At 40.1% G+C, this 24,519-nt stretch carries 15 protein-coding genes; 14 read left to right on the top strand and 1 reads right to left on the bottom strand.

Going from position 1 to position 24,519, the window contains the following annotated elements; translation table 11 throughout:
- Positions 1 to 76: 76 nt before the first annotated feature.
- The 8 genes from QAI40_RS01155 to QAI40_RS01120 all read left to right on the top strand — a co-directional run bounded on the left by QAI40_RS01155 (position 77) and on the right by QAI40_RS01120 (position 8,108).
- Positions 77 to 1,609, top strand: coding sequence for a YifB family Mg chelatase-like AAA ATPase (locus QAI40_RS01155; protein WP_299976321.1), 1,533 nt, complete (start codon positions 77 to 79; stop codon positions 1,607 to 1,609).
- A 50-nt stretch (positions 1,610 to 1,659) separates the two neighbouring features.
- Positions 1,660 to 2,580, top strand: coding sequence for an Hsp33 family molecular chaperone HslO (locus QAI40_RS01150; RefSeq protein ID WP_299976318.1), 921 nt, complete (start codon positions 1,660 to 1,662; stop codon positions 2,578 to 2,580).
- Between the two features lie 270 nt (positions 2,581 to 2,850).
- Positions 2,851 to 4,701: an indolepyruvate ferredoxin oxidoreductase subunit alpha gene (gene iorA / locus QAI40_RS01145; protein ID WP_299976315.1), complete on the top strand. Its 1,851-nt coding sequence runs from the start codon at positions 2,851 to 2,853 to the stop codon at positions 4,699 to 4,701.
- A gap of 25 nt (positions 4,702 to 4,726) precedes the next feature.
- Positions 4,727 to 5,326, top strand: a complete 600-nt coding sequence (locus QAI40_RS01140; RefSeq protein WP_299976312.1) for an indolepyruvate oxidoreductase subunit beta — start codon at positions 4,727 to 4,729, stop codon at positions 5,324 to 5,326.
- Positions 5,316 to 5,765 (top strand): type II 3-dehydroquinate dehydratase, encoded by a 450-nt coding sequence (gene aroQ / locus QAI40_RS01135; RefSeq protein ID WP_299976309.1) that lies wholly within the window; start codon positions 5,316 to 5,318, stop codon positions 5,763 to 5,765. Before QAI40_RS01140 ends, aroQ begins: the two co-directional genes overlap by 11 nt.
- A complete protein-coding gene (gene mqnB / locus QAI40_RS01130; protein WP_299976307.1) occupies positions 5,755 to 6,474 on the top strand; it encodes a futalosine hydrolase in 720 nt (239 codons plus the stop codon). Before aroQ ends, mqnB begins: the two co-directional genes overlap by 11 nt.
- Positions 6,475 to 6,558: 84 nt before the next feature.
- On the top strand, positions 6,559 to 7,356 hold the full coding sequence (locus QAI40_RS01125; protein WP_299976304.1) for a TatD family hydrolase: 798 nt from the start codon (positions 6,559 to 6,561) through the stop codon (positions 7,354 to 7,356).
- Entirely contained in the window at positions 7,356 to 8,108 is a 753-nt protein-coding gene (locus tag QAI40_RS01120) for a tRNA threonylcarbamoyladenosine dehydratase (protein ID WP_299976301.1), read from the top strand. The genes QAI40_RS01125 and QAI40_RS01120 overlap by 1 nt, the downstream gene beginning before the upstream one ends.
- Here QAI40_RS01120 and QAI40_RS01115 read toward each other — a convergent pair.
- A complete protein-coding gene (locus QAI40_RS01115; RefSeq protein ID WP_299976299.1) occupies positions 8,077 to 9,816 on the bottom strand; it encodes a long-chain-fatty-acid--CoA ligase in 1,740 nt (579 codons plus the stop codon). The genes QAI40_RS01120 and QAI40_RS01115 overlap by 32 nt on opposite strands.
- A gap of 334 nt (positions 9,817 to 10,150) precedes the next feature.
- On the opposite strand from QAI40_RS01115, the gene QAI40_RS01110 reads away from it, so the two are divergent.
- From QAI40_RS01110 to QAI40_RS01085, 6 genes are all read left to right on the top strand, one after another.
- The gene (locus QAI40_RS01110) at positions 10,151 to 10,765 is read left to right on the top strand and encodes a TIGR04211 family SH3 domain-containing protein (RefSeq protein ID WP_299976296.1); all 615 of its coding nucleotides are present in this window, start codon (positions 10,151 to 10,153) and stop codon (positions 10,763 to 10,765) included.
- Positions 10,762 to 12,381, top strand: coding sequence for an L-aspartate oxidase (gene nadB / locus QAI40_RS01105; RefSeq protein WP_299976293.1), 1,620 nt, complete (start codon positions 10,762 to 10,764; stop codon positions 12,379 to 12,381). The genes QAI40_RS01110 and nadB overlap by 4 nt, the downstream gene beginning before the upstream one ends.
- A gap of 303 nt (positions 12,382 to 12,684) precedes the next feature.
- Positions 12,685 to 15,540, top strand: coding sequence for a helicase-related protein (locus QAI40_RS01100; RefSeq protein WP_299976290.1), 2,856 nt, complete (start codon positions 12,685 to 12,687; stop codon positions 15,538 to 15,540).
- Positions 15,531 to 20,225, top strand: coding sequence for an Eco57I restriction-modification methylase domain-containing protein (locus tag QAI40_RS01095; protein WP_299976287.1), 4,695 nt, complete (start codon positions 15,531 to 15,533; stop codon positions 20,223 to 20,225). The genes QAI40_RS01100 and QAI40_RS01095 overlap by 10 nt, the downstream gene beginning before the upstream one ends.
- A gap of 47 nt (positions 20,226 to 20,272) precedes the next feature.
- Entirely contained in the window at positions 20,273 to 22,534 is a 2,262-nt protein-coding gene (locus tag QAI40_RS01090) for an ATP-dependent nuclease (protein WP_299976284.1), read from the top strand.
- Positions 22,527 to 24,398, top strand: coding sequence for a UvrD-helicase domain-containing protein (locus QAI40_RS01085; RefSeq protein ID WP_299976281.1), 1,872 nt, complete (start codon positions 22,527 to 22,529; stop codon positions 24,396 to 24,398). The genes QAI40_RS01090 and QAI40_RS01085 overlap by 8 nt, the downstream gene beginning before the upstream one ends.
- Positions 24,399 to 24,519: the final 121 nt, after the last annotated feature.

The raw sequence follows: 24,519 nt of genomic DNA, 5'->3' as shown, positions 1-24,519 counted from the left end.
TTTGATAAAGAAAAGTAAAATACAATATTGCAAAAAATGGTATAACCACTATTAAACTATTTGAAAAGGAGCCAAATTGCTTGCAAAAGTAAACTCATGTTCAGTGGCAGGGATTGATGGATTTATTGTTGAGGTTGAAGTTGATATTTCCTATGGTCTCCCGGTTTTTAATATTGTCGGGTTGCCGGAAGTCTCTGTCAGGGAGAGCAAGGACCGGGTTAAAACAGCGATAAAAAATTCAGGTTATACGTTTCCCATGGAAAAGATTGTGGTCAACCTGGCTCCTGCCGATGTCAAAAAGGAAGGAACAGGATTTGATCTGCCGGTGGCCATTGGTATTCTGGTTGCATCTGAGGTTATTCCGTCTGAAAAGGTAAACGAATATCTTATTTCAGGTGAACTTTCCCTTGACGGAAAAATAAAACCTGTAAAAGCGGTTCTCCCGTATGCGTTGACAGCAAAGGAAAGGGGTAAAAAGGGGATCATGATACCTGCTGAAAACGCAGCTGAAGCTGCTATGGTGGAGGGTATTGATGTTTTTCCAGTGGAAAATCTGTCGCAAATTGTTGATTTCTTTTCAGGATTTGTTGAAATTGAAAAGTATCGTATGGATTCGACATGGCTGACCCATGTCAATGATAAGGCATATGGAATGGATTTTTCCGAGGTAAGGGGTCAACAACATGCCAAGAGAGCTTTGGAAATCGCTGCGGCAGGTTTTCACAACATTCTAATGACAGGACCACCGGGATCCGGGAAAAGCATGCTGGCAAAACGGCTTTCAACCATTCTACCCGCATTGACATTTGAAGAAGCCATTGAGGTCACAAGGATTTATTCTGTTCTGGGTTTAATTGAAGATAAAAGGCCATATATGTCAACAAGACCGTTTCGATCTCCCCATCATACGATTTCCGATGCAGGCCTTGTGGGTGGGGGATCCAAGCCTGTTCCCGGAGAAATCAGCCTTGCCCACAATGGTGTGCTTTTTCTTGATGAGCTGCCGGAGTTTAAAAAAAATGTGTTGGAGGTTTTAAGGCAACCCCTTGAAGATGGGAAAGTTTCCATTTCAAGGGCAGGTATGAAAGCAACTTATCCGTCACAATTCATGCTGGTGGCAGCCATGAACCCCTGTCCCTGCGGGTATTTGTCCGACCCCATGGGCAAATGTACCTGTACACACCCTCAGATTCAAAAATACAGATCAAAAATTTCAGGGCCGCTTCTGGACAGAATTGATATTCAAATTGAAGTGCCAAGAATTGAATATAAGGATCTTGCTGCAAAAACAAAAGGAGAGGTCTCTTCCCAAATAAGAAAAAGGGTGAATCGGGCAAGAAAGGCACAGGAAGAAAGACTTGCAAAATTAACCGTATCCAGTAATGCCAGGATGCACAGCCGTCACTTGGGAACATTTTGCCACCTGGATGTCGAATGTGAAAACCTCCTTAAACGGGCGGTTGATGTTCTTGGATTCTCTGCCAGGGCCTGCCATTCTGTCATTCGGGTGGGAAGAACCATTGCAGATCTTGAAAATGTCCCCAAAATCGGGCGGCACCATCTTGCCGAAGCCATCCAGTACAGGAGCTTTGACAGGGGGTTTTCATAATAGAGGGTGAATGATGTTCAGGATAACCACAACTTAAAAGAATATGAGATATGGTTAAAAAAGATATTTTTAATAATGATGTCAAAGAGCAGTTTAAAGCCTCTGCAAAAGACAAGATATACAGGTTTATCATGGCTGACCAAATGATCAGGGGTGCTGTTGTTCATTCCACCCGGATGGTGAATGAAATGAGAGCAAATCATGACCTGGGGCCTTTGGAAACCCTTGTGCTGGGGCAGGCATATATTGCGGCAAGTCTTCTTTGTTCGGGCCTCAAAGATAAAAATGACAGGCTCAGTATGAATATTCAGTGTTCCGGGCCTGTAAAAGGACTGGATGTTGAATCAAATGTGTTTGGAGAGGTCAGAGGACATCTTAAGACTCGTAAAATAGAAGTAAAACATTCTGAAAAGATTAAATATCTGTCAACGCTTTATGGTGCCGGCTTTCTTACAGTGACAAAATATCTGGACAATGCGCCCACACCCTATTCCGGCCAGATAGCCCTTGAGCATGGGAGTATCGCAGAAGATCTGGCTAATTATTTTTTAATATCCGAGCAGATTCCCACCGGGTTTAAATTGAGTGTTTATTTCGATGACAAGGAAGCGGTTAAGGGTGCGGGGGGGATTTTCCTCCAGGCTTTGCCGGGTGCAGATGCATCCCATGTTATTGAAGCCGAAAAAATGATTCGGGGAATTGATTCTTTGGGCGAATTGTTTGCCAAGGGGCGATCACCCGAAGAAATTATTTATAAGGCCTTTTCAAGTCTTGAACCGCAGTTTTTGAGCAACAGCCGGGTGGAATTTTTTTGCAGGTGCTCAAAAGGGAAAATGAAAGGATATTTAAGAAATTTATCAAAAGAAGAGAAAAAGGATATGGTCAAAACCGGTCCGTTTCCTGTAGAGGTGCGCTGTCATCATTGTAATTCAGTATATCGGTTCAGTGAAGAAGAGTTACAGGAGCTCTGAAAAATAAAATATTAATAAAATTAACAGTTTCTCTTGCAAAAGCCAGAAGATATATTATAACTATTCGGTAGCATTGGACAGCCATAAGACGGCTATAATAAAGCTAAATATTTGACAATAATCAAAATATTGAATGAAAGGTGTTAATAATGTGTAATCATTGCAGTGATCATATTCATAACCCCCGTCATCCTGGGATCGTTCAGTTATGACGATACAAAAAAATTATATTCAAAATGATGATAACAGCCCTTAATCTAAGGAGAATAGATGCATAAATTATTGAACGACAGCCCGGGTGAAGAAATTATGCTCCTGGGAAATGAAGCCATTGCAAGAGGTGCTATTGAGGCGGGTGTGGCTTTTGCTACAACCTATCCCGGTACCCCTTCTTCTGAAATATCGCTGAATCTTTTTCAGATGTCCCAGGAATCAGATCTTTATTTTGAATACAGTACCAATGAAAAAGTGGCACTGGAAGTTGCTGCTGCTGCCGCCAATTCGGGGCTTCGTACATTTTGTATGATGAAACATGTCGGTTTGAATGTTGCAGCAGACCCTCTCATGACTTTGGCTTATGTAGGGGTGACAGGCGGCATGGTAATCCTGACGGCGGATGACCCCTTCATGTTTTCAAGCCAGAATGAGCAGGACAACCGGTATTATGCCAAGTTTGGCAATCTGCCCATGCTTGAACCTTCTTCAGTGCCTGAAGCTAAAGAGATGATGAAATATGCATTTGATCTTTCAGAGGAACTTAATCAGCCAGTTCTGTTAAGAACTACTACAAGGATCAATCATTCCAATGCTTTTGTGACCTTTGGTGATATGAAATCAAGACAGACCAAAGGAAAATTTATCCGGGAACCCTTAAGATGTGTGACAGTACCTGCTGTTGCAAGACAGCTTCATGCCAAACTGCTTGAAAAAATGAATAAAGCCAAAGGCATTTCTGAAACATCCCGTTTTAACCCGGTCGAAGGATCAGGAAAATTTGGAATTATTGCCAATGGTGTAAGTTTTTATTATGCAATGGATGCAGTAAAAGATCTTGGCATTGAAGAGGATACAAAAATTTTACGTTTGGGATTTTCTAATCCAATGCCGGAAAAATTGATCAAAGATTTTGTAAAGGATTGTGAAAAAGTTATTGTGATTGAAGAAGGCGAACCTTTTATGGAGGAAGCTGTAAAAGCATTTGCCCAGGAGGCAGGTATCACAATCCCCATCAGCGGCAAATCAGAAGCACTTTTTTCCCGCCTTTATGAATATGATCCTGCCATGGTAAGAGAAAAAATAGCTGCTTACTTTGGAATTGAATATACACCCAAAGAAAAACTATCTTCCGATAATGTCCCTGAAATTCCAATGCGGCCGCCAAATCTTTGTTCCGGGTGTTCTCACAGGGCAACCTTTTATGAGGTGAAGCAGGCAGCCAAAGATATGGATATTATCTGCCCCACTGATATTGGCTGTTATACCTTGGGTTTTCTGCCGCCTTTAAATATGGGTGATTTTGTCATCTGTATGGGGTCCTCGGTCAGTACGTCATGCGGATTCGGGCAGGCCACAGACCAAAAAGTGGTCTCCTTTATCGGGGATTCCACTTTTTTCCATTCAGGTATCACAGGGCTGGTGAATGCCGTATTTAACAACCATAATTTTACCCTGGTCATTCTTGAGAACGATATCACAGCCATGACCGGACATCAGCCCCACCCGGGTGTGGATATGGAAAGATTCGGTTTGGATGGTTTCGGCCGTGTAAATATTGAAGATCTTGTGAGAACCTTAGGGGTGGAACATGTTTCCATAGTTAAACCGTTTAAGGTAAGAAAGAGCATTGAGACAATCAGAGAAGCTCTGGAATACAAAGGTGTTTCTGTTATTATATCCCGGGAACCTTGTGCTTTATATGCAAAGAGTATGAAATTGCTCAAGCCGAGAGCATTTAAGGTGTCTGACAGGTGTGTTAATCACAGGGACTGTATCAACTCTATTGCCTGTCCGTCCTTTTATCTTGAAGACGGGAAAGTTAAAATTGATGCAGATACATGTGTGGGGTGTGCGGTCTGCGCACAGATATGCCCTGAAAATGCGATCACGCCTTTAAAAAAATAACCTTTAAAAAAAGGATGATATAAGAATGGAAACAACCAGATTAATCATGGTAGCTGTGGGAGGCCAGGGCAATCTTCTGGCATCCAAGGTCTTAGGTGAGGCTGCACTGATTTCAGGTGTGCCGGTTCGGATGAGTGAAATACACGGAATGGCCCAGCGTGGTGGTGTTGTTGAGTCAGCTATTGTTTTTGGAGATGCAACAAGTTCCATTATTTCAGATAGTGAGGCAGATATTCTTCTGGGATTTGAGCCTGCTGAAACATTAAGAGCTTTAAACAGATGCAGCAAGGATACAAAAGTCATTACCAATACAGCAACCCTGCCACCCTTTACAGTATCCATTGGTAAGGGTGTTTACCCGGAAGTTGAAAATATTAAAGAACTGCTTAAAGAAAAATGTGCCAGCCTTGTTGCCATTGATGCAATGAAGCTTGCCAAAGAGGCTGGAAGTCCGATGAGTGTGAATATTGTTCTTTTAGGTGCCCTGGTTCAGTCAGGAAGTCTTGGATTTACAAAAGAAAATGTGATAGAAGCTATTAAAAGAAGGACAAAAAAGGCTTTTCTGGATAAGAATCTTAAAGCTTTTGAACTGGGTTACGAGGCGGCTCAAAACTATGGCAACTAAAAAAATTCAAGTGATTAACGGCCCTAATCTCAATATGCTGGGAAAAAGGGAGCCTGAAATATATGGCTCCCTCACTCTTGATCAGATCAATACAGATCTTGAGCAACAGGCGATACCATTAGGGTTGGAACTTGATTTTTTTCAGTCCAATCATGAAGGGGCAATCCTTGATAAAATTCACGAGATTTTTAATGAAAATATAGCCGGCATTATAATTAATCCGGCAGCATTAACCCATACAAGCGTTGCTTTGAGAGATGCCCTGGCTTTGTTGTCCTGCCCGGTTGTTGAGATTCATTTGTCCAATATTTACAAAAGGGAAGACTTTCGCCATAAATCAATGCTGGCTGATATAGTCACAGGCCAGATTTCAGGATTTGGCCATTATGGGTATAAGATGGCATTAAACGCCATCGCAAATATGATCAATGAATCCTGATCTTCTCATCTTATGTGCAACACACTTTGAGATAGCTCATTTTCTGACCCTACACCCGGGTGATTCAAAAAGATTGACCCAAACCGGGCTGACAATCATATCCGGAAAAGTGCACCATAAAACATATGACCTTATGATTACAGGTCCGGGAGTGTTCAATGCCGCCCATGCATTAACCGTCTATCTGGAGCACTCATCCCCTGCCCTGATTTTACAGACCGGTATTGCAGGTGTCTTCAGGCAAACAGGTTATAATATCGGTGATGTCGCTATCGCCACCCGGGAACATTATATCCATACCGGGATTCAAACGGATTGTCTTGAAAACGCTCCCCTGCCTTTTGACTTGATTGATGCAAATCCTTTAACCAGAAAAGGGATTTATATGTTTGAACAAGAAAGGGTTGATTATTACCATGAAATTTTGTCCCAGGCGCTCTCAGCAAACAATATTAATATAACCAAAGGCCCTTTTATCACAGTCTCTTCAATCACATCTTCCTTTAAACAGGCAGCTTTGCTTTATTCGGCTTTTTCCCCTGTGATGGAAGCCATGGAAGGCGCTGCCTGTGCCCATATTGCAATACTCTATGACATTCCTGTGATTGAGGTCAGATCAGGTTCCAACTTTGTTGGTGAAAGGGATAAATCAAAATGGGATATTGATCTGGCTGTAAAACAATTGGGACGGGTATGTGCTGCTGTTTAGTGCCCAACGCAGTAATCGGGGAAATTGGCGGTTTTCGGTCGGGTATTATTTAACTTATTGTTTTAATGAAATGCCAGTAAAAAAATGAACTTTATTGATTCACATTGTCATCTGCATGATTCAAGGATAATTTCAGATATTCCCTGGATAGAGGATCGTGCAAAAATAGCAAATGTTCAATACATGGTGTCCTGTGCCACCATGGAAGATAATTTTGAATTAACTGCGCAGCTATCAAAAGATTTCCCCTCTATCCTGCCCTGTTTCGGGATACATCCCTGGTTTGTGGACAGCATATCTGATAAATGGAAAGAGCTGCTGGAATATTATCTTTTAACCTATCCATCCGGTATTGGTGAGACAGGGCTCGATTTCACAGATAAAACCTGTGACCGGGATTTGCAGATCAAGGTGTTTGAGCATCATCTGATGCTGGCAATACAATTGGAACGCCCCATTAACATCCATATCAGGAATGCCTGGGATACGTTTATCCATATCCTGAAAAAAATGGGGAAATTAAAAGTTCCCGGGTTAATACATTCTTATTCCGGTTCAGCAGACATGATTCCGATGTTTGAAAGTAATGGCCTGTACATTTCCTTTTCCGGGTCAGTGACAAATCCTAAAGCTAAAAAAGTGGTGAAGGCATTAAAAAGGGTTTCTAAAGATCGGTTTGTTCTGGAAACAGATACACCTGATATCTATCCTTATTTGCCGGAACCAAAAGCTTCCCATTTAAATGAACCCGAAAACTTGCCAGCCATTGCACAGATTGCATCAAGCAGGATCAGCATGGCATTTGAAGAATTTTCAAAACATGCCTATAATAACAGTTTAACGGTATTTCATTCTATTTTGGAGGGGAAAAAGGACAGGTAATGGATCAGTTTGCAAGGACTAAGCAGCTTCTCGGAGCAAAGAATATGGGAAAAATAAAAAATGCAACAGTGGCTGTTTTTGGTCTTGGTGCTGTGGGGTCATATGCAACAGAAGCCCTTGCCCGCACAGGTGTTGGAAATTTACATCTTATAGATTTTGATAAGGTGGATGCTTCAAATATCAATCGCCAGCTGTTTGCATTAAATTCTACCATTGGAAGGGAAAAAGCCGATCTTGCCTATGAACGTGTAAAAGACATTAACCCAGGATGTAATGTGGAACTCCACAGTTCATTTATTAATGCTAAAAGCCTTGAGGATCTTTTATTCGAAGATATTGATGTGGTGGTGGATGCCATAGATGGTCTTAATTCAAAGATAAACCTGATTGTTGGCGCAAGGCAATTGGATCTTGATGTGGTTTCCAGCATGGGTGCCGGAGGTAGAACTGATATATCCATGATCAGGACAGGAGATATCAGTGAAACCAGTGTTTGTCCTCTGGCAAGGGTTGTCAGGCAACGATTGCACAGGCGGGGTCTTTATAAAGGGGTAAGGGCTGTTTATTCCATTGAAAAACCATTAAACAAACAGCCCTACAAATTTGAAGATGCCGTGGATGCACTGCCGGATCATGGTCGATCAAGACCTCCAATCGGAACGGTATCCTGGATCCCCGGTGTTTTTGGCCTCACCATTGCAAGCGAGGCGATAAATATTATTATTCAGAATCCTCAGTCTCTTCATCCCTGAGAACACGCCTCAGGACTTTTCCGATATTTGATAGAGGAATTTCATTCCTGAATTCAATGAATTTGGGCCGTTTATAACCTGCCATATTTTCTTTGCAAAAAGCGTTTATTTCTTCTTCAGTTGTAGTTTCCCCTTCTTTGAGCTTAATAAAGGCCTTTACTTTTTCTCCGCTTTTTTCGTCAGGCACGCCTACTACAGCCACCAGCTCAACCTTGGGATTGGTATAAAGAATGTCTTCCACCTCTCTTGGATAAACATTAAATCCACCGACAATGATCATGTCCTTTTTACGGTCTGTGATGGTGATATATCCATCTTCGTCTATGTTCCCAATATCCCCTGTGAGAAAATACCGCTTGCCGTCAATCTGTCTGAAAACTTCTTCATTGGCATCCGGTCTTTTCCAGTATCCTTTCATGACCTGGGGACCGCAAATGGCAAGTTCCCCGTCTTCCCCCCGGGCAAGTTCTTTTGTGGCATCATTCATATCAACAATTTTTACATCTGTTCCGGGGAGTGGAAAACCGATTGTGCCTATTTTTCTAGTTTCTTTAAATGAAGGATTAATGCTGGTAGCAGGTGCGGTTTCCGTAAGTCCATATGCCTCGAAAATAATAGAACCGGTTTTTTCTTCAAATTGTCTGCACACTTCCGGTGGCAGGGGAGCACCGCCTGAAAGGCATCCCATAATTGAGGAAATGTCAAATTTGTCCAGGTTAGCATGGTTTGTAAAAGCAACAAATATGGTTGGTACAGCAGTGATAAAAGTAGGCTTGTGTTTTTGTACCGCCTCCAGAACAACGGTAAAAGGAGGATTCCCCGCCCTGGGATCCGGGATGCAGATCAGCTTGCTGCCTATCTTTGCTCCTAAAAGCAGAGCGCTTGTGATACCAAAACTGTGATACCAGGGTAAAACGCCAAGAAATGTATGATATCCGCCATGCCTCAATTTTTCAGCCTCACTCCCCTCTTCATGGACCAGTCTGAAATATTCTTCACAGGCTTCCAGGTTGTAGGTGAAATTGGAATGGGTCAGTTCTGCTCCTTTGGGAACACCTGTTGTACCACCGGTATAGAGCATGACAGCAGTATCCTCATCAGGATTGATATCAAGGGAAGGCGGATTCGGGCTGGAAGAGGCAACAATATCGTCAAACATCAAATGTCCGGGTTCAATTTTATCAGCTTTGGGGATTTTGCCTAAAAGTCCACCAATAAAGGCTTTGATTTTTGGAAGATAGGATTTGATATTGCAGACAATAACGGTTTCAATCTGGGTGTCTTTTATCGCCTTAACCGTGTTTGGATAAAGCAGGGGGTGGTCCATGCAAAAGACCATTTTTGATTCAGAATCCTTGAGCTGGTAATTCAGTTCTGAAGGCGTGTACGCTGGATTACAGTTCACTGCCACAGCACCGGATTTAAGGATGCCAAAAAGAACTTCAGGAAAGTGGGGTATGTTGGGAAGAAAGATAGCAACCTTGTCTCCTTTTTTAATCCCTTTGCCTGCAAGAAAGGTTGCAATTCTGTCCGCAGTATCCTTGACCTGGGCATAGGTCCTGAATGCATCGTTAAAAATGGTATAGACATTATCAGGATACTTTTCAGCCGTTTTATCAAGGACTTGGGGCAGAGGGTAGTGATAATTGGTTACATCGTGTGCTACTCCTTCAGGCCAATATGGAGTTTTCCATGCTTGGTCAGTCATTTTTGTTTCTCCTTTTATTTAGGGGTGCCCTGCCAAGGATAAATCATGCTTATCCTAAATCGTGAGTTAATCAATTTAACAATGTTCATTTGTTTATACATAACTCTATACAGGTTTGAAAAGGTTTTTTTTTATTTGGCATTAATATATAATCGGTTGATGAACAGTTCAGATATAATGCTCCTTTTTAAATTGTCATAAAAAGGAAGATAGATGTGCAGAAAACAAATCCTTTAATTTTTCATATTGATAAAGGCAGGATGCAATGATAAGGGATTAGATAAAAAAACTGATCATCAAAAAAATCTCAAATTTAAGAGGAGATAAGAATAGGATGAAAAAAATATATCAATATCTTTTGATCATATCTTTTTGGATGGTGTTTTTTACTTATCCTTTATTTGCCGAAGATATATATGTGACCGGGATTACAAACATTACCATGCGGACGGGTCCGGGACTGGAACATAAAATCATTGCCATGTTGGAGTCCGGTACCAAACTTGAAATTGTGGAATATAAAAAGAACTGGTCCCGGGTAAAGAAAGATCTTGAGAAAACCGGATGGGTTTTAACAAGGTTTTTAACCAAGGAAGTGCCGGATGCCCTTGTGGTTGAAAAATTGAAGAAAAATAATCAGAATTTGATGTCCAGATTAAAAGCGTTAGAAGAGGAGAATAAGATACTTGCGGTTAAAAATGCGACATTGATCCAGATAGAAGAAAAATATAATAAACTGAAACTGGAATCCACAGAGTTTTTAAAACTGGATGAAAAATATAAAAAAATGGCGCAGCAGTTTGAGGTCCAGAAAAGCCATATTGAGACATTGGAAAATAATTTGAATGATGATGAAAAACTCTGGTTTCTCAGTGGTGCCGGTGTTTTTATCGTTGGTTTGTTTTTAGGTTTAAGTACGCGTAAAAAGAAAAGAAGCAGCTTGTTATGATTAAAAAAACTGATTTCCTTGTGATCGGAAGTGGCATTGCTGGCTTAAGTTATGCCCTGAAAGTGGCTCAATTTGGCAAAGTCACTATCATTACCAAAAAAAAGATCCAGAAGACAAATACGGCGCTGGCCCAAGGTGGTGTGGCTTCAGTATTCAGCAAAATCGATTCATTTGGCCTTCATATTAAAGACACACTTGATGCAGGTGATGGGCTTTGCAATAAAGATGTCGCAACAATGGTGGTAAAAGACGGACCTAAAAGAATTAAAGAACTTGTAAAACAAGGGGCAAATTTTAATAAACACGGCAGTGGTGAGTATGATTTTTCACTGGGCCAGGAAGGGGGGCATTCTGCCAAAAGAATTGTATATGCCCATGATCTGACGGGTAAAGAGATTGAAGATACCCTGGTAAAAAATGTCGAACACAATGAGAATATAACTATTTTAGAAGATCATATCGCTGTGAATTTAGTAACATTTTCCAGCAGTATTCGAAGCGGACTTCTTGTCACCCAGCGTGAAAATATTTGCTGCGGGGCATATGTTCTGGATAATAAATCCGGGGAAATTGAAACTTTTTACGCAGGAGTTACCCTCCTTGCCACAGGCGGGGCCAGCAAGGTGTATCTTTATACATCCAACCCGGATATAGCAACCGGTGACGGCATTGCCATGGCATACCGGGCAGGTGCATCGGTTGCAAATCTGGAATTTGTTCAATTTCATCCCACATGTCTGTATCATCCCGAAGCAAAAAATTTTCTTATTTCAGAAGCAGTAAGGGGAGAGGGTGCTGTTTTAATCGATTTTAAAGGCAAACGGTTTATGGAAAAATATTCTCCTGACAAGGAACTTGCCTGCAGGGACGTTGTTGCAAGGGCCATTGACACTGAATTGAAGAAAACCGGTGCAGACGCTGTTTTTTTGGATATTTCCCATAAAGATCCTGGCTTTATTAAAAAAAGATTCCCCAACATTTATTCTAAATGCCTTGAGCATGGGATTGACATGACAAAAGATCCTATTCCGGTTGTTCCGGCGGCCCATTACATGTGCGGCGGAGTGGCCACTGACCTGAATGGGAAAACAGATGTTCAACGCCTTTATGCAGTCGGTGAAACCGCATGCACAGGATTTCATGGTGCCAACAGGCTTGCCTCAAATTCCCTGCTGGAAGCATTGGTCTATTCCCACAGGGCATATCAAGCATCAATCGAAGAGTTTAAGACCATTGAAAATAAGGTAAGCACTACCCTTGAACTGTGGGATGAAGCCGATACAACAGACAGTGATGAGGCCATTGTTGTCTCCCATAACTGGGATGAGATCAGACGGTTGATGTGGAATTATGTCGGTATTGTCAGATCAGACAAGCGCCTGCAAAGGGCATTAAGAAGAATCCAGAATATCCAGAAAGAAATCAATGAGTATTATTGGAATTTTAAGATAACATTTGATTTAATAGAACTTCGAAATCTTGCCACAGTGGCGGAACTGATTATTGAATCCGCTTTGATGAGAAAGGAGAGCCGGGGACTGCATTATAATATTGAATATCCTGAAAAAGATGATCAAAACTGGCTGCAACCAACCATCCTTAAAAAACGTTTTTGAAGAATTGAATTCCAGGTTTCATTACTTATCGCTATTTGTCGGAAATGCCAATATTGGCATTTCCGACAAATGATAGTGGATACTTACTGAACCTTGAAAACAGATATCAACAAGATAATCTTCCTATTTTAAATAAGGGAGGTCGTAGCTGGCAGCAGTATATAAAAACACCTGTTATAAGTGCAATTGCTTGACATGTCAGTGTTCGCATACTAAAAAAAATAACTACAAAAAAATGAATCGTTAAGCTAAATTTGTGTCTGCAAATAATGATATTTAAGTGGAGACCTGAAAAAGGATAAGATGAGCCTATCATATTCGATCATAGCTCCTGGTGCAAGAATCGTCATCCGGGATGCTGAGTGGATCGTACGAAGAGTTGATAAGACATCAACAGGCGGTCAGGCGCTTGATGTGATTGGCATATCAGAGCTGGTTAAGGACAAAGAAGCAATTTTTCTGGATGAAATAGAAAAAAAGATTGAAATCCTTGATCCGGCAGAAACCAGATTAGTTCAGGATAACTCCAGCTCATATCAGGCCTCATTGTTATATATCGAGAGCCTTTTGAGGAAGACACCACCCACAGATGAAAATTTGTATGTCGGTCATAAGGGAGCCATGGATTCTGTCCCTTACCAGCTTGACCCGGCGATTCAGGCATTAAAACAACCCCGACAAAGAATATTGATTGCAGATGCAGTTGGGCTTGGAAAAACTCTGGAAGCAGGCATACTGCTCAGTGAACTTATCAGGCGCGGCAAAGGAAAACGCATCCTTGTCCTTGCCGTAAAAAGCATGCTGACACAATTTCAAAAAGAAATGTGGGCAAGGTTTACCATCCCATTGACCCGGCTTGATTCTTCCGGCATTCAACGTATCAGATCCCAGATTCCAACCAACCACAATCCTTTTTATTATTATGACAAATCCATTATTTCCATTGATACATTAAAGCAGGATATTGAGTACAGAACCTATATCGAAAATGCCTATTGGGATGTGATCGTTATTGATGAAGCCCATAATGTAGCCGAAAGGGGCAATAATTCATCTTTAAGGGCAAAACTGGCTAAACTTTTATCCAGAAGATCAGATACATTGATTATGCTCTCTGCAACACCCCACGACGGGAAGGCAAAAAGCTTTGCCAGCCTGATGAACATGCTGGACCCGACGGCAATTGCCAATCCCGAGGATTATGGACCGGAAGATATCAAGGGCCTTTATATCAGACGTTTTAAAAAAGATATTCAAGCCCAGGTAGAATCGGCATTCAAGGAAAGACAAATCAGCGTTGCCAATTGTGAGGCAGGTTTAGAAGAAGAGATAGCTTTTAATATATTCACAAAATTAAAATTTACTTCCATAGATCAGAAAAGAACCGGAAGACAGCTTTTTAAAACAACCCTTGAAAAATCTCTTTTTTCAAGCCCGGCCGCATGCCTTGATACCATTTACAATAGAATAGAACGGCTTGGTAAAAAAGATGCAGGATACAACAGGGATATTGAATCCCTGCAGGAATTGCACGAAACCGTCAGCAAAATTTCACCAGCGGCTTTTTCTAAATATCAAAAACTATTAGACACGATTAAAGACAAGCATAAAGGATTTGGCTGGGCAGGTAAAGATAAGACAGACCGCCTTGTTATATTCACCGAGCGAATTGAAACTCTTAAATTTCTACAGGTTAACCTTTTAAGAGACTTAAACCTTAAAGATAAGCAGATACATATTCTCCATGGCGCCCTGTCAGACATGGATCAGCAACATATTGTTGAAGACTTTGGCAAAGAAGAGTCTCCTGTCAGACTATTGATTGCATCGGATGTGGCTTCGGAAGGCATCAACCTGCATTACCTGTGTCATCGAATGGTTCACTTTGATATCCCCTGGTCTTTGATGGTTTTCCAGCAGCGCAATGGCCGTATTGACAGATATGGCCAGGAAAGAACCCCTCAAATTGTTTACCTTGTTACTAAAAGTGAAAATGAAAAAATCCGGGGAGATATGCGTATCCTTGAGCTTTTAATTCAAAAAGATAATGAAGCAGTTAAAAATATTGGAGATCCGGCTGAGTTCTATGGTGTTTATGATATTGATGAAGAAGAGAGCATCACTGCAAAGGCCATGGAAACAGGCCAGAATCCCAAGAGCTTTGAAGCGTCTATTGCCAAGAAAGCGTTGGACCCGCTGGCAATTCTTTTTGGAGACGCTCAGCCGCCCAAAGGCGAGGATGCCAAAATAAAAACCGTATCAATGCCATCCTTGTTCCCTGATAATTATTCATATATGAAGGCATCCATTACCCATCTGGGCCGACAGAATTTCCAGGCAGCCTTTTATCCGGATGAACAACGCATTGATATGACAGCTCCCAATGATTTAAAGCACAGGTTCCGGTTCCTGCCAAGAGAAGTCTGGCCGGAAAACGGCTCTTTTATCTTGTCAGAGGACAAGGATACCATTCAAAAAGAGATCAAAAGAAGCAGGAAAGATGAGAAAGCATGGCCTCGGATTCATTATCTGTGGAGCCTGAATCCTGTTGTGGAATGGATTAACGATAAGCTTCTGGCTGCATTTGGAAGGCATGAAGCCCCGGTAATCGAACTTGAAAATTCCCTCAAACCCGATGAAACAGTTTTTATTATTTCCGGCCTTATCCCGAATCAAAAAGGTCATCCCCTTGTTCACAGATGGTTTGGAACAACTTTTCTGGAGGGAAACTTTAAAAAGATAGAAGCCTTTGAAAGCCTTGTTAAAAGAGTATCTCTCGGTAAAAATAATATATCCAATGCCCGGAAAACTCTTGATATCGCGCCATTACAAAAAATACTGCCAAATGCCATTGAACAGGCAAAAAAATGGATGAGTGAACAAAGAAACATTTTTGAAGACCAGATCAATGAAAAACTCCAGGACCACCTGGATGCCCTTGAAAGATTAAAGGAAAAACAGCATGTTCAGCTTGAGTTTAAATTTGAAACCAGCAGAATGTCGGAAAAAAGAATACACTCCACAAAAGAAATCAAACGCAGAGAGATAAAAGCCATTTTTGATGAGTACATGGAATGGATTGAACAGACCATGACCACAGAGGACAATCCCTATATCCAGGTTGTTGCGGTACTTAAAGGAAGTCACTCATGTCAATAGATTTTACCGGCATCATCAATGAGAATGAATTTTACAGTCATCACTACCTTTCCGCCATTCTTGAAAGTGATTTGAAAAATGTATTAAAGGGATGGAAAGATGCTGAAAAAGATAAAGATATCAAACCCCCATATGCAAAACTTAAAGGGCTTTCAAAAGAGTATTTCAATCTTTACACTTTAAAAAAAAAGGCCCGCACCCCCGAAGAAAACCTTTTGGTTCAACACCAATTTATTCAAAAACTCCTTCCCATATTTGGGTTTGAATTCAACCCTGAAATAAAAGAACTGGAAGATGGTGCAGTCATGCCTGTCATCCGTGCCGTCAACAAGCAGAGTGGTGCACCCGAGCTATGGATAATTGAAGGCCTTGATATCTCAAATGATGATATGAATCCCCTTGAATATAAACTGTTACCCTGTCAGTTTTCAAAAGATTCTGATTTTAAGGCGAATGTAACGGATGAGTCTCTTTCGACACTCATCAGCCGCCAGATTTTTTCAATGTCGGAACCGCCCCGCTGGGTTATCCTGATCAGCATGTCCCAGATCCTGCTCATTGACCGCACAAAATGGAACCAGAAGCGGATCATGCGCTTTGACCTGTACGAGATTTTCAGCCGAAAGGAGCTGTCCACACTCCAGGTTTTTTGTGCATTATTACACCGGAAAAGCATTTGCCCCAAACAAGGATTAAGCCTCTTGGACAATTTGGATGAAAATTCCCACAAACATGCTTTTTCTGTTTCCGAAGATCTTAAGTATGCCCTGCGGAAGGCTATTGAACTTCTGGGCAATGAAGCCATATCCTATTTAAAAGAAAAAAAGACAAGGGTGTATGACAGAAACCTTGCCGAGGATCTCACGAACGAATGTCTAAGATACATGTACCGGCTTTTATTTATTTTCTATATTGAAGCAAGGCCAGAGCTTGGATATGCCCAACTAAAATCGCCAGCCTACCGAAAAGGCTACAGCCTTGAAACACTCCGGGATATTGAAATGGTTCAGCTGACCACACAAGAATCCCTTAACGGATATTTTATCCATGAATCGCTACAGATACTTTTTAATCTGATTTACAATGGGACCCCGAACAACGACCTTGAGCTTACCCTTGGTATCCAATCTCCTTTCAATATTTTTAATATGTCGCCTCTACAGTCCCATTTGTTTGATCCTGACAGAACAAAGATCCTGAACAGCGTCAAGTTTAAAAATTCTGTCCTCCAGGAAATCATCAAAAAAATGTCCCTTTCCCGGCCCAAATCCAGAAAAGAGAGAAGAGGAAGAATTTCTTATGCACAGCTTGGGATCAACCAGCTGGGCGCGGTCTATGAGGCGCTTTTGTCCTATCGGGGATTTTTTGCGGAACATACGCTTTACGAGGTCAAAAAAGCAAAAGATTCCCATAATGAGCTTGAAACCGCATATTTTGTCCGGGAAGATGATTTAAAAAAATATACAGAGGATGAAAAAGTATTCAACAAGGACGGCACCCTGGCAAGATATCCAAAAGGCACCTTTATTTACCGTCTTGCTGGCCGGGATCGTGAAAAATCAGCCTCCTACTATACCCCGGAAGTGCTTACTCAATGCCTGGTCAAATATGCCCTTAAAGAGCTTTTAAAACATAAAAAAGCAGATGATATTTTAAAGCTCACTATCTGTGAGCCTGCCATGGGAAGTGCAGCCTTCCTTAATGAGGCTATTAATCAGCTTGCAGAAGAATATCTTCAGATGAAACAAAAAGAGCTGAACCAGATGATTCCCCATGAAGACTATATTCTGGAAAAACAGAAGGTCAAAATGTTCCTTGCAGACAATAATGTATTCGGGATTGACCTCAATCCAACAGCTGTGGAGCTTGCCGAAGTTTCTTTGTGGCTGAACACCATCCATGAGGGTGCCTATGTTCCCTGGTTTGGAATGCAGCTGGTCTGCGGAAATTCCCTTATCGGCGCACGAAAACAGGTATTTGCTTCATTGCTGCTTAAAAAAAGTCGGAGAACCGCCCCGCTGTGGTTAGATGAAGTTCCGACAAGGGTTCATCCCGGCAAAAAAAGACCTGAAAGCCATATATACCATTTTCTTCTCCCGGACAGGGGCATGGCCAGCTATAAAGACAAGGTCATCAAAAAATTGGCATTCGATGAAATAGAAACCATCAAGGAGTGGAAAAAAGAGTTTATAAAGCCTTTTACAAGAGGTGAGATTGGTCAATTAGAAAGATTGTCAGAATCCATTGATAAACTCTGGAAACGCCATGCTGATGAGCTGAAAATAATGCGCAAAAGAACAACAGATTCCATCCATGTGTTTGGCCAAAAGCCACAAGACAAAAAATTTACTGACAATAAATGGAAGGACAAAGTCTACAACCAGGAATTGATGTCGGAAAATATCCGGAATTCAAGTTTCTATCGAAGACTGCGCCTGGTAATGAATTACTGGTGCGCACTATGGTTCTGGCCCATTGAAAAGGCAGATCTGCTGCCAACCCGGTATGAAATGCTGCTGGAACTGTCTTTAATCCTGGAAGGCAATGTATATGATTCCGGGTTCAGGGTTGAAGAGGAAATGTCACTTTTCCCTGAAACCCAGCCTAAACAGCAGAATTTAAACTTTATGGATGAATTCGGGTTTGTGGATGTGGACAGGCTCTGCCGGGAAAATGAACGGCTGGGGCTGATAAAAAGTCTTGGTGTTAAATACAGGTTCCTGCACTGGGAACTTGAGTTTGCAGATATCTTTGAAGAAAAAGGCGGGTTTGATCTTGTGTTGGGTAATCCGCCCTGGATAAAAGTGGAATGGAAGGAAGCCGGTGTGCTGGGCGATGCAGAGCCCCAGTTTGTTTTAAGGAAATACTCTGCCTCAAAACTCAATGATCTGAGAGCTGAAACCATTGATCAGTTTGATTTAAAAAGTTCGTATTTAAACGAATTTGAAGCAGCCGACGGCACCCAGAATTTCCTGAACGGTTATCAGAATTACCCCCAATTGTTAGGTATGAAAGCCAATCTTTATAAATGTTTCCTTCCCCAAGCCTGGATGATAGAGAATAAAAATGGGATATCTGGTTTTTTGCATCCAGAAGGAATATATGATGACCCAAATGGTGGCATTTTTCGAGAAGAAGTCTATCCAAGATTAAGAACCCATTTTCAATTTCAAAATGAACTGAAGCTTTTTCCTGAAGTTGACCATCATGCGAAATTCAGTATCAATATTTATAAAAACAATCCGATAAAACCCAATTTTCTCCATATTGCAAATTTATTTGCACCCAAAACAGTGTACTCTTGTTTTGATCATAACTGGCAAGGACTGATCCCTGGAATTAAAGACGATGCAAACAAATGGAATATTAAAGGCCATCATGACCGAATAATACAAACGACGGAAGTAGAATTAAGATTGTTTTCTAAGATGTATGATAAAGATGGTACCCCTTCTCTCCAAGCTCGACTCCCGGCATTACATTCCCATCAACTGATAAGCGTGTTGCAAAAATTTGCGGAAAATCCAAAAAAGCTTAAAGATTTAGATAATGACATTCATCCTACCCAGCATTGGAATGAAACTACATCGCAAAGTGACGGAACAATCCGTCGTGAAACGACTTTCCCTAAGAAAGACTCTCAGTGGATACTATCAGGCCCTCATTTTTTTTTAGGGAACCCATTCAATAAATCACCGCGTGAAAAATGCACAAAAAATTCAGATTATGATGTACTTGATTTAACGATTCTCCCTGATAATTATTTGCCTCGTTCAAATTATATCCCGAATTGTGATAATGATCATTACATTAAGAAAACACCCCGCGTCTTGTGGGAAGATAAAAAACCAGTGTCAACGTTTTATAGGTATATTAACAGAGAAATGTTAAGCCAGTCAGGGGAAAGAACGCTCATTTCTGCCATAATTCCTAAAGATGTTGCCCATATTAATACCATAATAGCGTTGTGTTTTAAAAATTTAAAAACGATGTTGGATTTATATTGTTTTTCTCTTTCTTTACCTGTTGATTTTAGGGTTAAAACTACGGGGATGGGGCATGCCAATATTACGCTTATCAATCAATTACCGATATTGTGCAATGAAAAATTTCGGTTAGAGCTTCATCTTAGATCTCTTTTACTTCAATGTATTACAAAACATTTTAAAGGCCTATGGGACAATTGCTGGAAAGATTCTTTTATTGTCGATTACTGGGCAAAAGCCGACCCCCGCCTTTCAAACGATCACTTTAAAAGTCTCACTCCTGAATGGCAAAGAAATATTGCCCTGCGCACAGATTATGCACGCAGACAGGCGTTAGTAGAGATTGATGTTCTTACTTCCATGGCTTTGGGCCTGACCCTGAAGGAACTAAAAACCATATATCGGGTTCAATTTCCAGTTATGCGGCAATATGAATCTGACACATGGTACGACCAAAACGGCAGAATCGTTTTCACTTCCAGCAAGGGGCTGCCTGGTGTTGGATTTTCCCGTTCGGAATGGGATGAAATCAAAGATATGGAACCCGGCACAGTGGAACGAACGATTATGGATGACACTTTACCCGTAGGACCAAAAGAGAGAACCATTGCATATGAAGCCCCCTTCGACCGGTGTGATCGGGAAAAGGATTATGAGGAAGTCTGGAACGAATTTGCAAGACGTTTAAAAATTAGTTAAGAAATGGGCCAAGTTAAAGAAAAGGAATTAACAATGGACATTAAAATATGAAAATTAAATTTGTTGAAATACAGAATTTCAGAAAGTTGAAATCATGTCGCATCGAATTTGGTGACAAAGAGACAGTTTTAGTAGGTGCTAATAATAGTGGCAAAACATCTGCAATGGATGCATTGATACTATTCCTTAAACAAAACCGACATAAAGAAATAACGACGACCGACATAACTCTTTCTAACTGGTATGGTATAAATGAAATAGGCTCTACTTGGGTTAAGTGTAACAACTCGGCAGAGCTTAATTTGGATATCGGCCAATGGCTATCATTCCTCCCTTCTATTGACATCTGGATTGATGTTGATATGAGCCAAATTCACTATGTAAGCCATCTTATTCCTACTCTTTCTTGGAATGGAGGGACACTTGGGGTTCGTCTAAGTTTTGAACCAAGAGATATTGAAAAATTATATAAGGAATTTAAAGAAGCTTTTAATTCTGCCACTGAAACAGCTTTAAAAAATAGTAGCGAAACCAAACTATCATTATGGCCTCAGTCCCTGAAGGAATTTTTAGAGAAACGTTTATATAGTCGCTTTAAAATTAAACCTTATTTGCTTGACCCGTCAAAGCTTGCTGATCCTGTTGACGGTGTAGCTAATTTACAAAAATTACCAGATAATTTTGTATCTCTTGATATAGAACCGTTTAAAGGTCTTTTTAAAATAGATATTATAAATGCTCAAAGAGGTTTTTCTGATGCAAAAACATCCGATATAACCAATTCTGGAAATAGTATCGGCAATTTGTCCAGTCAACTTAGAGGCTATTTTGACAAGCACCTTAACCCTTATGAACAACCAACTTTAGGTGACTTAGATGCATTGACTGCTATCGAAAATGCAAAAAATGAATTTGATAAAAAACTTAAAACAAGCTTTAGGTCTGCAATATCTGAATTGGAAAGTCTTGGCTATCCGGGATTTAGTGATCCTCAAATTACATTAACCAGTAAAATCAATCCAATTGATGGCCTTAGTCATGATAGTGCCGTGCAATTTAGTATAACAAAGGGCAAAAATTCTACTAAGGAGCCACCTCTTTTTCTTCCTGAAAAATATAATGGGCTAGGTTATCAAAATCTTGTTTCCATGGTGTTTAAATTAATTCGCTTTAGAGATGAATGGATGAGAAAAGGAAAAGCTGGCAAATCTCTTGAAACAGTTGACAATATCATCGAACCATTACATCTTGTTTTCATTGAAGAGCCAGAAGCCCATTTACACGCACAAGTGCAGCAGGTATTTATAAAAAAAGCTTACAATGTATTGCGTAATCATAAGAATTTAAAAGATTCAGCAAAACATTCAACACAAATGATTGTCAGCACGCATTCAAGCCATATAGCACACGAAAATGATTTTGGATGTTTGAGATATTTTCGCAAGAATCCGGCTAACAATAAAAATGAAGTACCTAATGCTACAGTTGTTAACTTATCGAAAACCTTCGGACAGGAAGATGACACATCCAAGTTTGCGACTCGCTACTTAAAAACAACACATTGTGATTTGTTTTTTGCAGATGCAGTTATTTTAGTGGAGGGACCGGCTGAGCGTATCCTTTTCCCCCATTTTATATCTCAAAAATATCCTGAACTAGATTCTCGATATATAACGATTCTTGAAATAGGAGGAAGTCATGCCCATAGGCTGAAACCATTAATCGAAGATTTAGGTTTAATTACTCTTGTCATAACAGATATTGATTCTATTAATAGTGACAGTATCAACAAAATTCAACCTGAGCGAAACAAAAGTTATAGATCGGGTAATTACACTCTTAAGAACTGGATACCTCAAAAAGAAAATCTGGATGAATTGTTGGATTTTCCTATGGATAAAAAAGTCTCCGAGAACGCTTTAGTCCGAGTTGCCTATCAGTATCCGTTTAAAATTACATGGGACAATAAAAACCAGGAGGTTATCCCATATACTTTTGAAGATGCTTTAACTTTTTCTAATGTTGAACTGTTCAGGGATTTGACCAAACCAACCGGACTTATAAAAAAAATGTCGGAGGCACTATCAAAACCGACCTTACCTGAAGCTATGACCGCAATGTTTGATGCCCTTGGTACTGGGAAAAAAGCAGAAATGGCTTTGGATCTTTTATATCTTCAAGAACCAAGCGGAATTGAACCTCCGAAATATATTGCCGAAGGATTAGAATGGTTGCAAGAAAAATTAGAATATAAGGATAACGACTATTTAGGCTCAGGTACAACATCACAGGAGGTTCTTGATGAGTAACTCCTCCATCAGTGTTGATGATCAAATATATTCCTGTTTAAATTTAGAAAAGCCAACTAGTTTTTTTCTTTTTGCTGGAGCTGGTTCAGGAAAAACCCGGTCGCTTGTAGAAGTCCTAAAAAAATTTAAAAAAGAAAATATTCATCATTTAAAAATTAGCGGTCAAAAAGTGGCAATAATCACGTATACTAATGCTGCCAGCGATGAGATCAAAAGACGTCTTGAGTTTGATTCAAACTTTGCTGTTTCAACGATACATAGTTTTTCTTGGGAATTGATTCGGCCATTTCAGAGGGACATTAAAGGATGGATTCGTAGTGATACCCAAAATGTAATATCTGATCTTGAAGAAAAACAGCGTAAAGGACGATTAGGAACAAAAGCTGCAAGTGATAGAGCCTCAAAAATTGAGTCGAAGAAAAAAAGATTAGAGACCTTGGATAAAATCAAATCATTTACATACAATCCGAATGGTACAAATAGTTCCCGTGATTCGTTAAACCATGCAGAAGTGATTAAAATAGCATCAGTTTTTCTATCGAATAAGCCATTGATGCAACAGATTCTTATTAAGAAATATCCAATATTGCTTATTGACGAGAGTCAAGATACAAAAAAAGAATTGATAGAAGCATTTTTTACAATTCAAACAATCCATCAAGACAAATTTGTGTTGGGATTGTTTGGGGATACTATGCAACGAATTTACACTGACGGGAAACTTGATTTGGGAACTAATATTCCCGATTCTTGGGAAACACCCAAAAAGGTAATTAATTACAGGTGTCCAAGGCGAGTTATTACACTTATTAATAAAATAAGGTCAGATGTTGATGGACAGATACAGGAACCTGCAAGTACAAATATTGAGGGTGTCGTTCGTATCTTCATTGTTGATTCAAATATTGAATTGGATAAGCAGGCCATAGAAAAACAGATTTCTGAACAAATGTCTGAATTTACAAACGATGACTCTTGGAAAAATTTGCATTCAGCGGTTAAAACCTTAACGCTTGAACATCATATGGCAGCAAGAAGAAGCGGATTTATTGATTTTTTTGAACCTCTATATAAATCCACAAGTGATTCAACTGGATTGCTTGATGGCAGCATGACAGGTATTCCATTTTTTATTCGTGAAGTTTTACCGCTGATTAAAGCCAAACAATTGGGCGATGAATTTGCTGTTGCACAGATAATGAAAAAATACTCTCCATTGCTGGATAAAAATTTCCTAAAAGGTTGTGATAGTCCTATTGAGCAAATAAAAAATGCAAATACAGCATTAGAAACACTATTAATGCTATGGAACAATAAATCAGAACCATCTCTTTTAGATATTTTAAGAAAAATTAGAGAATTAAACATTTTTACTCTTCCTGATCAATTTGCAATGATTGTTGATCGTTCAGATAAAACTTTTGAAGATAATTCAAAAAATGATAATGATAAAAGTATTGATGCTTGGGAAGGAGCATTAAACTGTCAATTCACGCAATTAGAAAAATACGCTGATTATATTTCTGACAATTCAGCATTTGGAACCCATCAAGGCATTAAAGGATTAGAATTTCCTCGTGTAATGGTAATTTTGGATGATGCCGAAGCACGGGGATTTTTGTTTAGCTATGAAAAACTCTTTGGAGCAAAAAGTCGTACTACAACAGATATAAAAAATGAATCAGAAGGTAAAGAAACCGGTATTGATAGAACACGTAGATTTTTCTATGTAACTTGTAGTAGAGCAGAAAAAAGTTTAGCAATTGTTGCTTACACAAAAAATCCAGATGCCGTAAAGCACTTTGCTATTCACCAAGACTGGTTTGAAAATAATGAGGTGATAATGGAAAGTGAGAATGAATAATTCGCATAAAGAAATCAGTGAGTTCAGTCGGTCACGGTGGTTACACCGCTATTGAGGATAACTGATTGAAAAGATTGAAAAAATCAATTTTAAGCCGGGATGTTCCCGAAATAGATTTCGG

The organism is Desulfobacula sp. (assembly GCF_030611305.1).
Taxonomy (GTDB): Bacteria; Desulfobacterota; Desulfobacteria; order Desulfobacterales; family Desulfobacteraceae; genus Desulfobacula.
Note: the sequence above shows the minus strand (reverse complement) of the source record. Positions and strands in the feature narration are given on the sequence as shown.

Excerpts from the sequence above, each read along its gene's own strand:
- QAI40_RS01150 (WP_299976318.1), top strand. The coding sequence starts at position 1,660 with ATGGTTAAAAAAGATATTTTTAATAATGATGTCAAAGAGCAGTTTAAA.
- iorA (WP_299976315.1), top strand. The coding sequence starts at position 2,851 with ATGCATAAATTATTGAACGACAGCCCGGGTGAAGAAATTATGCTCCTG.
- QAI40_RS01140 (WP_299976312.1), top strand. The coding sequence starts at position 4,727 with ATGGAAACAACCAGATTAATCATGGTAGCTGTGGGAGGCCAGGGCAAT.
- aroQ (WP_299976309.1), top strand. The coding sequence starts at position 5,316 with ATGGCAACTAAAAAAATTCAAGTGATTAACGGCCCTAATCTCAATATG.
- mqnB (WP_299976307.1), top strand. The coding sequence starts at position 5,755 with ATGAATCCTGATCTTCTCATCTTATGTGCAACACACTTTGAGATAGCT.
- QAI40_RS01125 (WP_299976304.1), top strand. The coding sequence starts at position 6,559 with ATGAACTTTATTGATTCACATTGTCATCTGCATGATTCAAGGATAATT.
- QAI40_RS01120 (WP_299976301.1), top strand. The coding sequence starts at position 7,356 with ATGGATCAGTTTGCAAGGACTAAGCAGCTTCTCGGAGCAAAGAATATG.
- QAI40_RS01115 (WP_299976299.1), bottom strand. The coding sequence starts at position 9,816 with ATGACTGACCAAGCATGGAAAACTCCATATTGGCCTGAAGGAGTAGCA.
- QAI40_RS01110 (WP_299976296.1), top strand. The coding sequence starts at position 10,151 with ATGAAAAAAATATATCAATATCTTTTGATCATATCTTTTTGGATGGTG.
- nadB (WP_299976293.1), top strand. The coding sequence starts at position 10,762 with ATGATTAAAAAAACTGATTTCCTTGTGATCGGAAGTGGCATTGCTGGC.
- QAI40_RS01100 (WP_299976290.1), top strand. The coding sequence starts at position 12,685 with ATGAGCCTATCATATTCGATCATAGCTCCTGGTGCAAGAATCGTCATC.
- QAI40_RS01095 (WP_299976287.1), top strand. The coding sequence starts at position 15,531 with ATGTCAATAGATTTTACCGGCATCATCAATGAGAATGAATTTTACAGT.
- QAI40_RS01090 (WP_299976284.1), top strand. The coding sequence starts at position 20,273 with ATGAAAATTAAATTTGTTGAAATACAGAATTTCAGAAAGTTGAAATCA.
- QAI40_RS01085 (WP_299976281.1), top strand. The coding sequence starts at position 22,527 with ATGAGTAACTCCTCCATCAGTGTTGATGATCAAATATATTCCTGTTTA.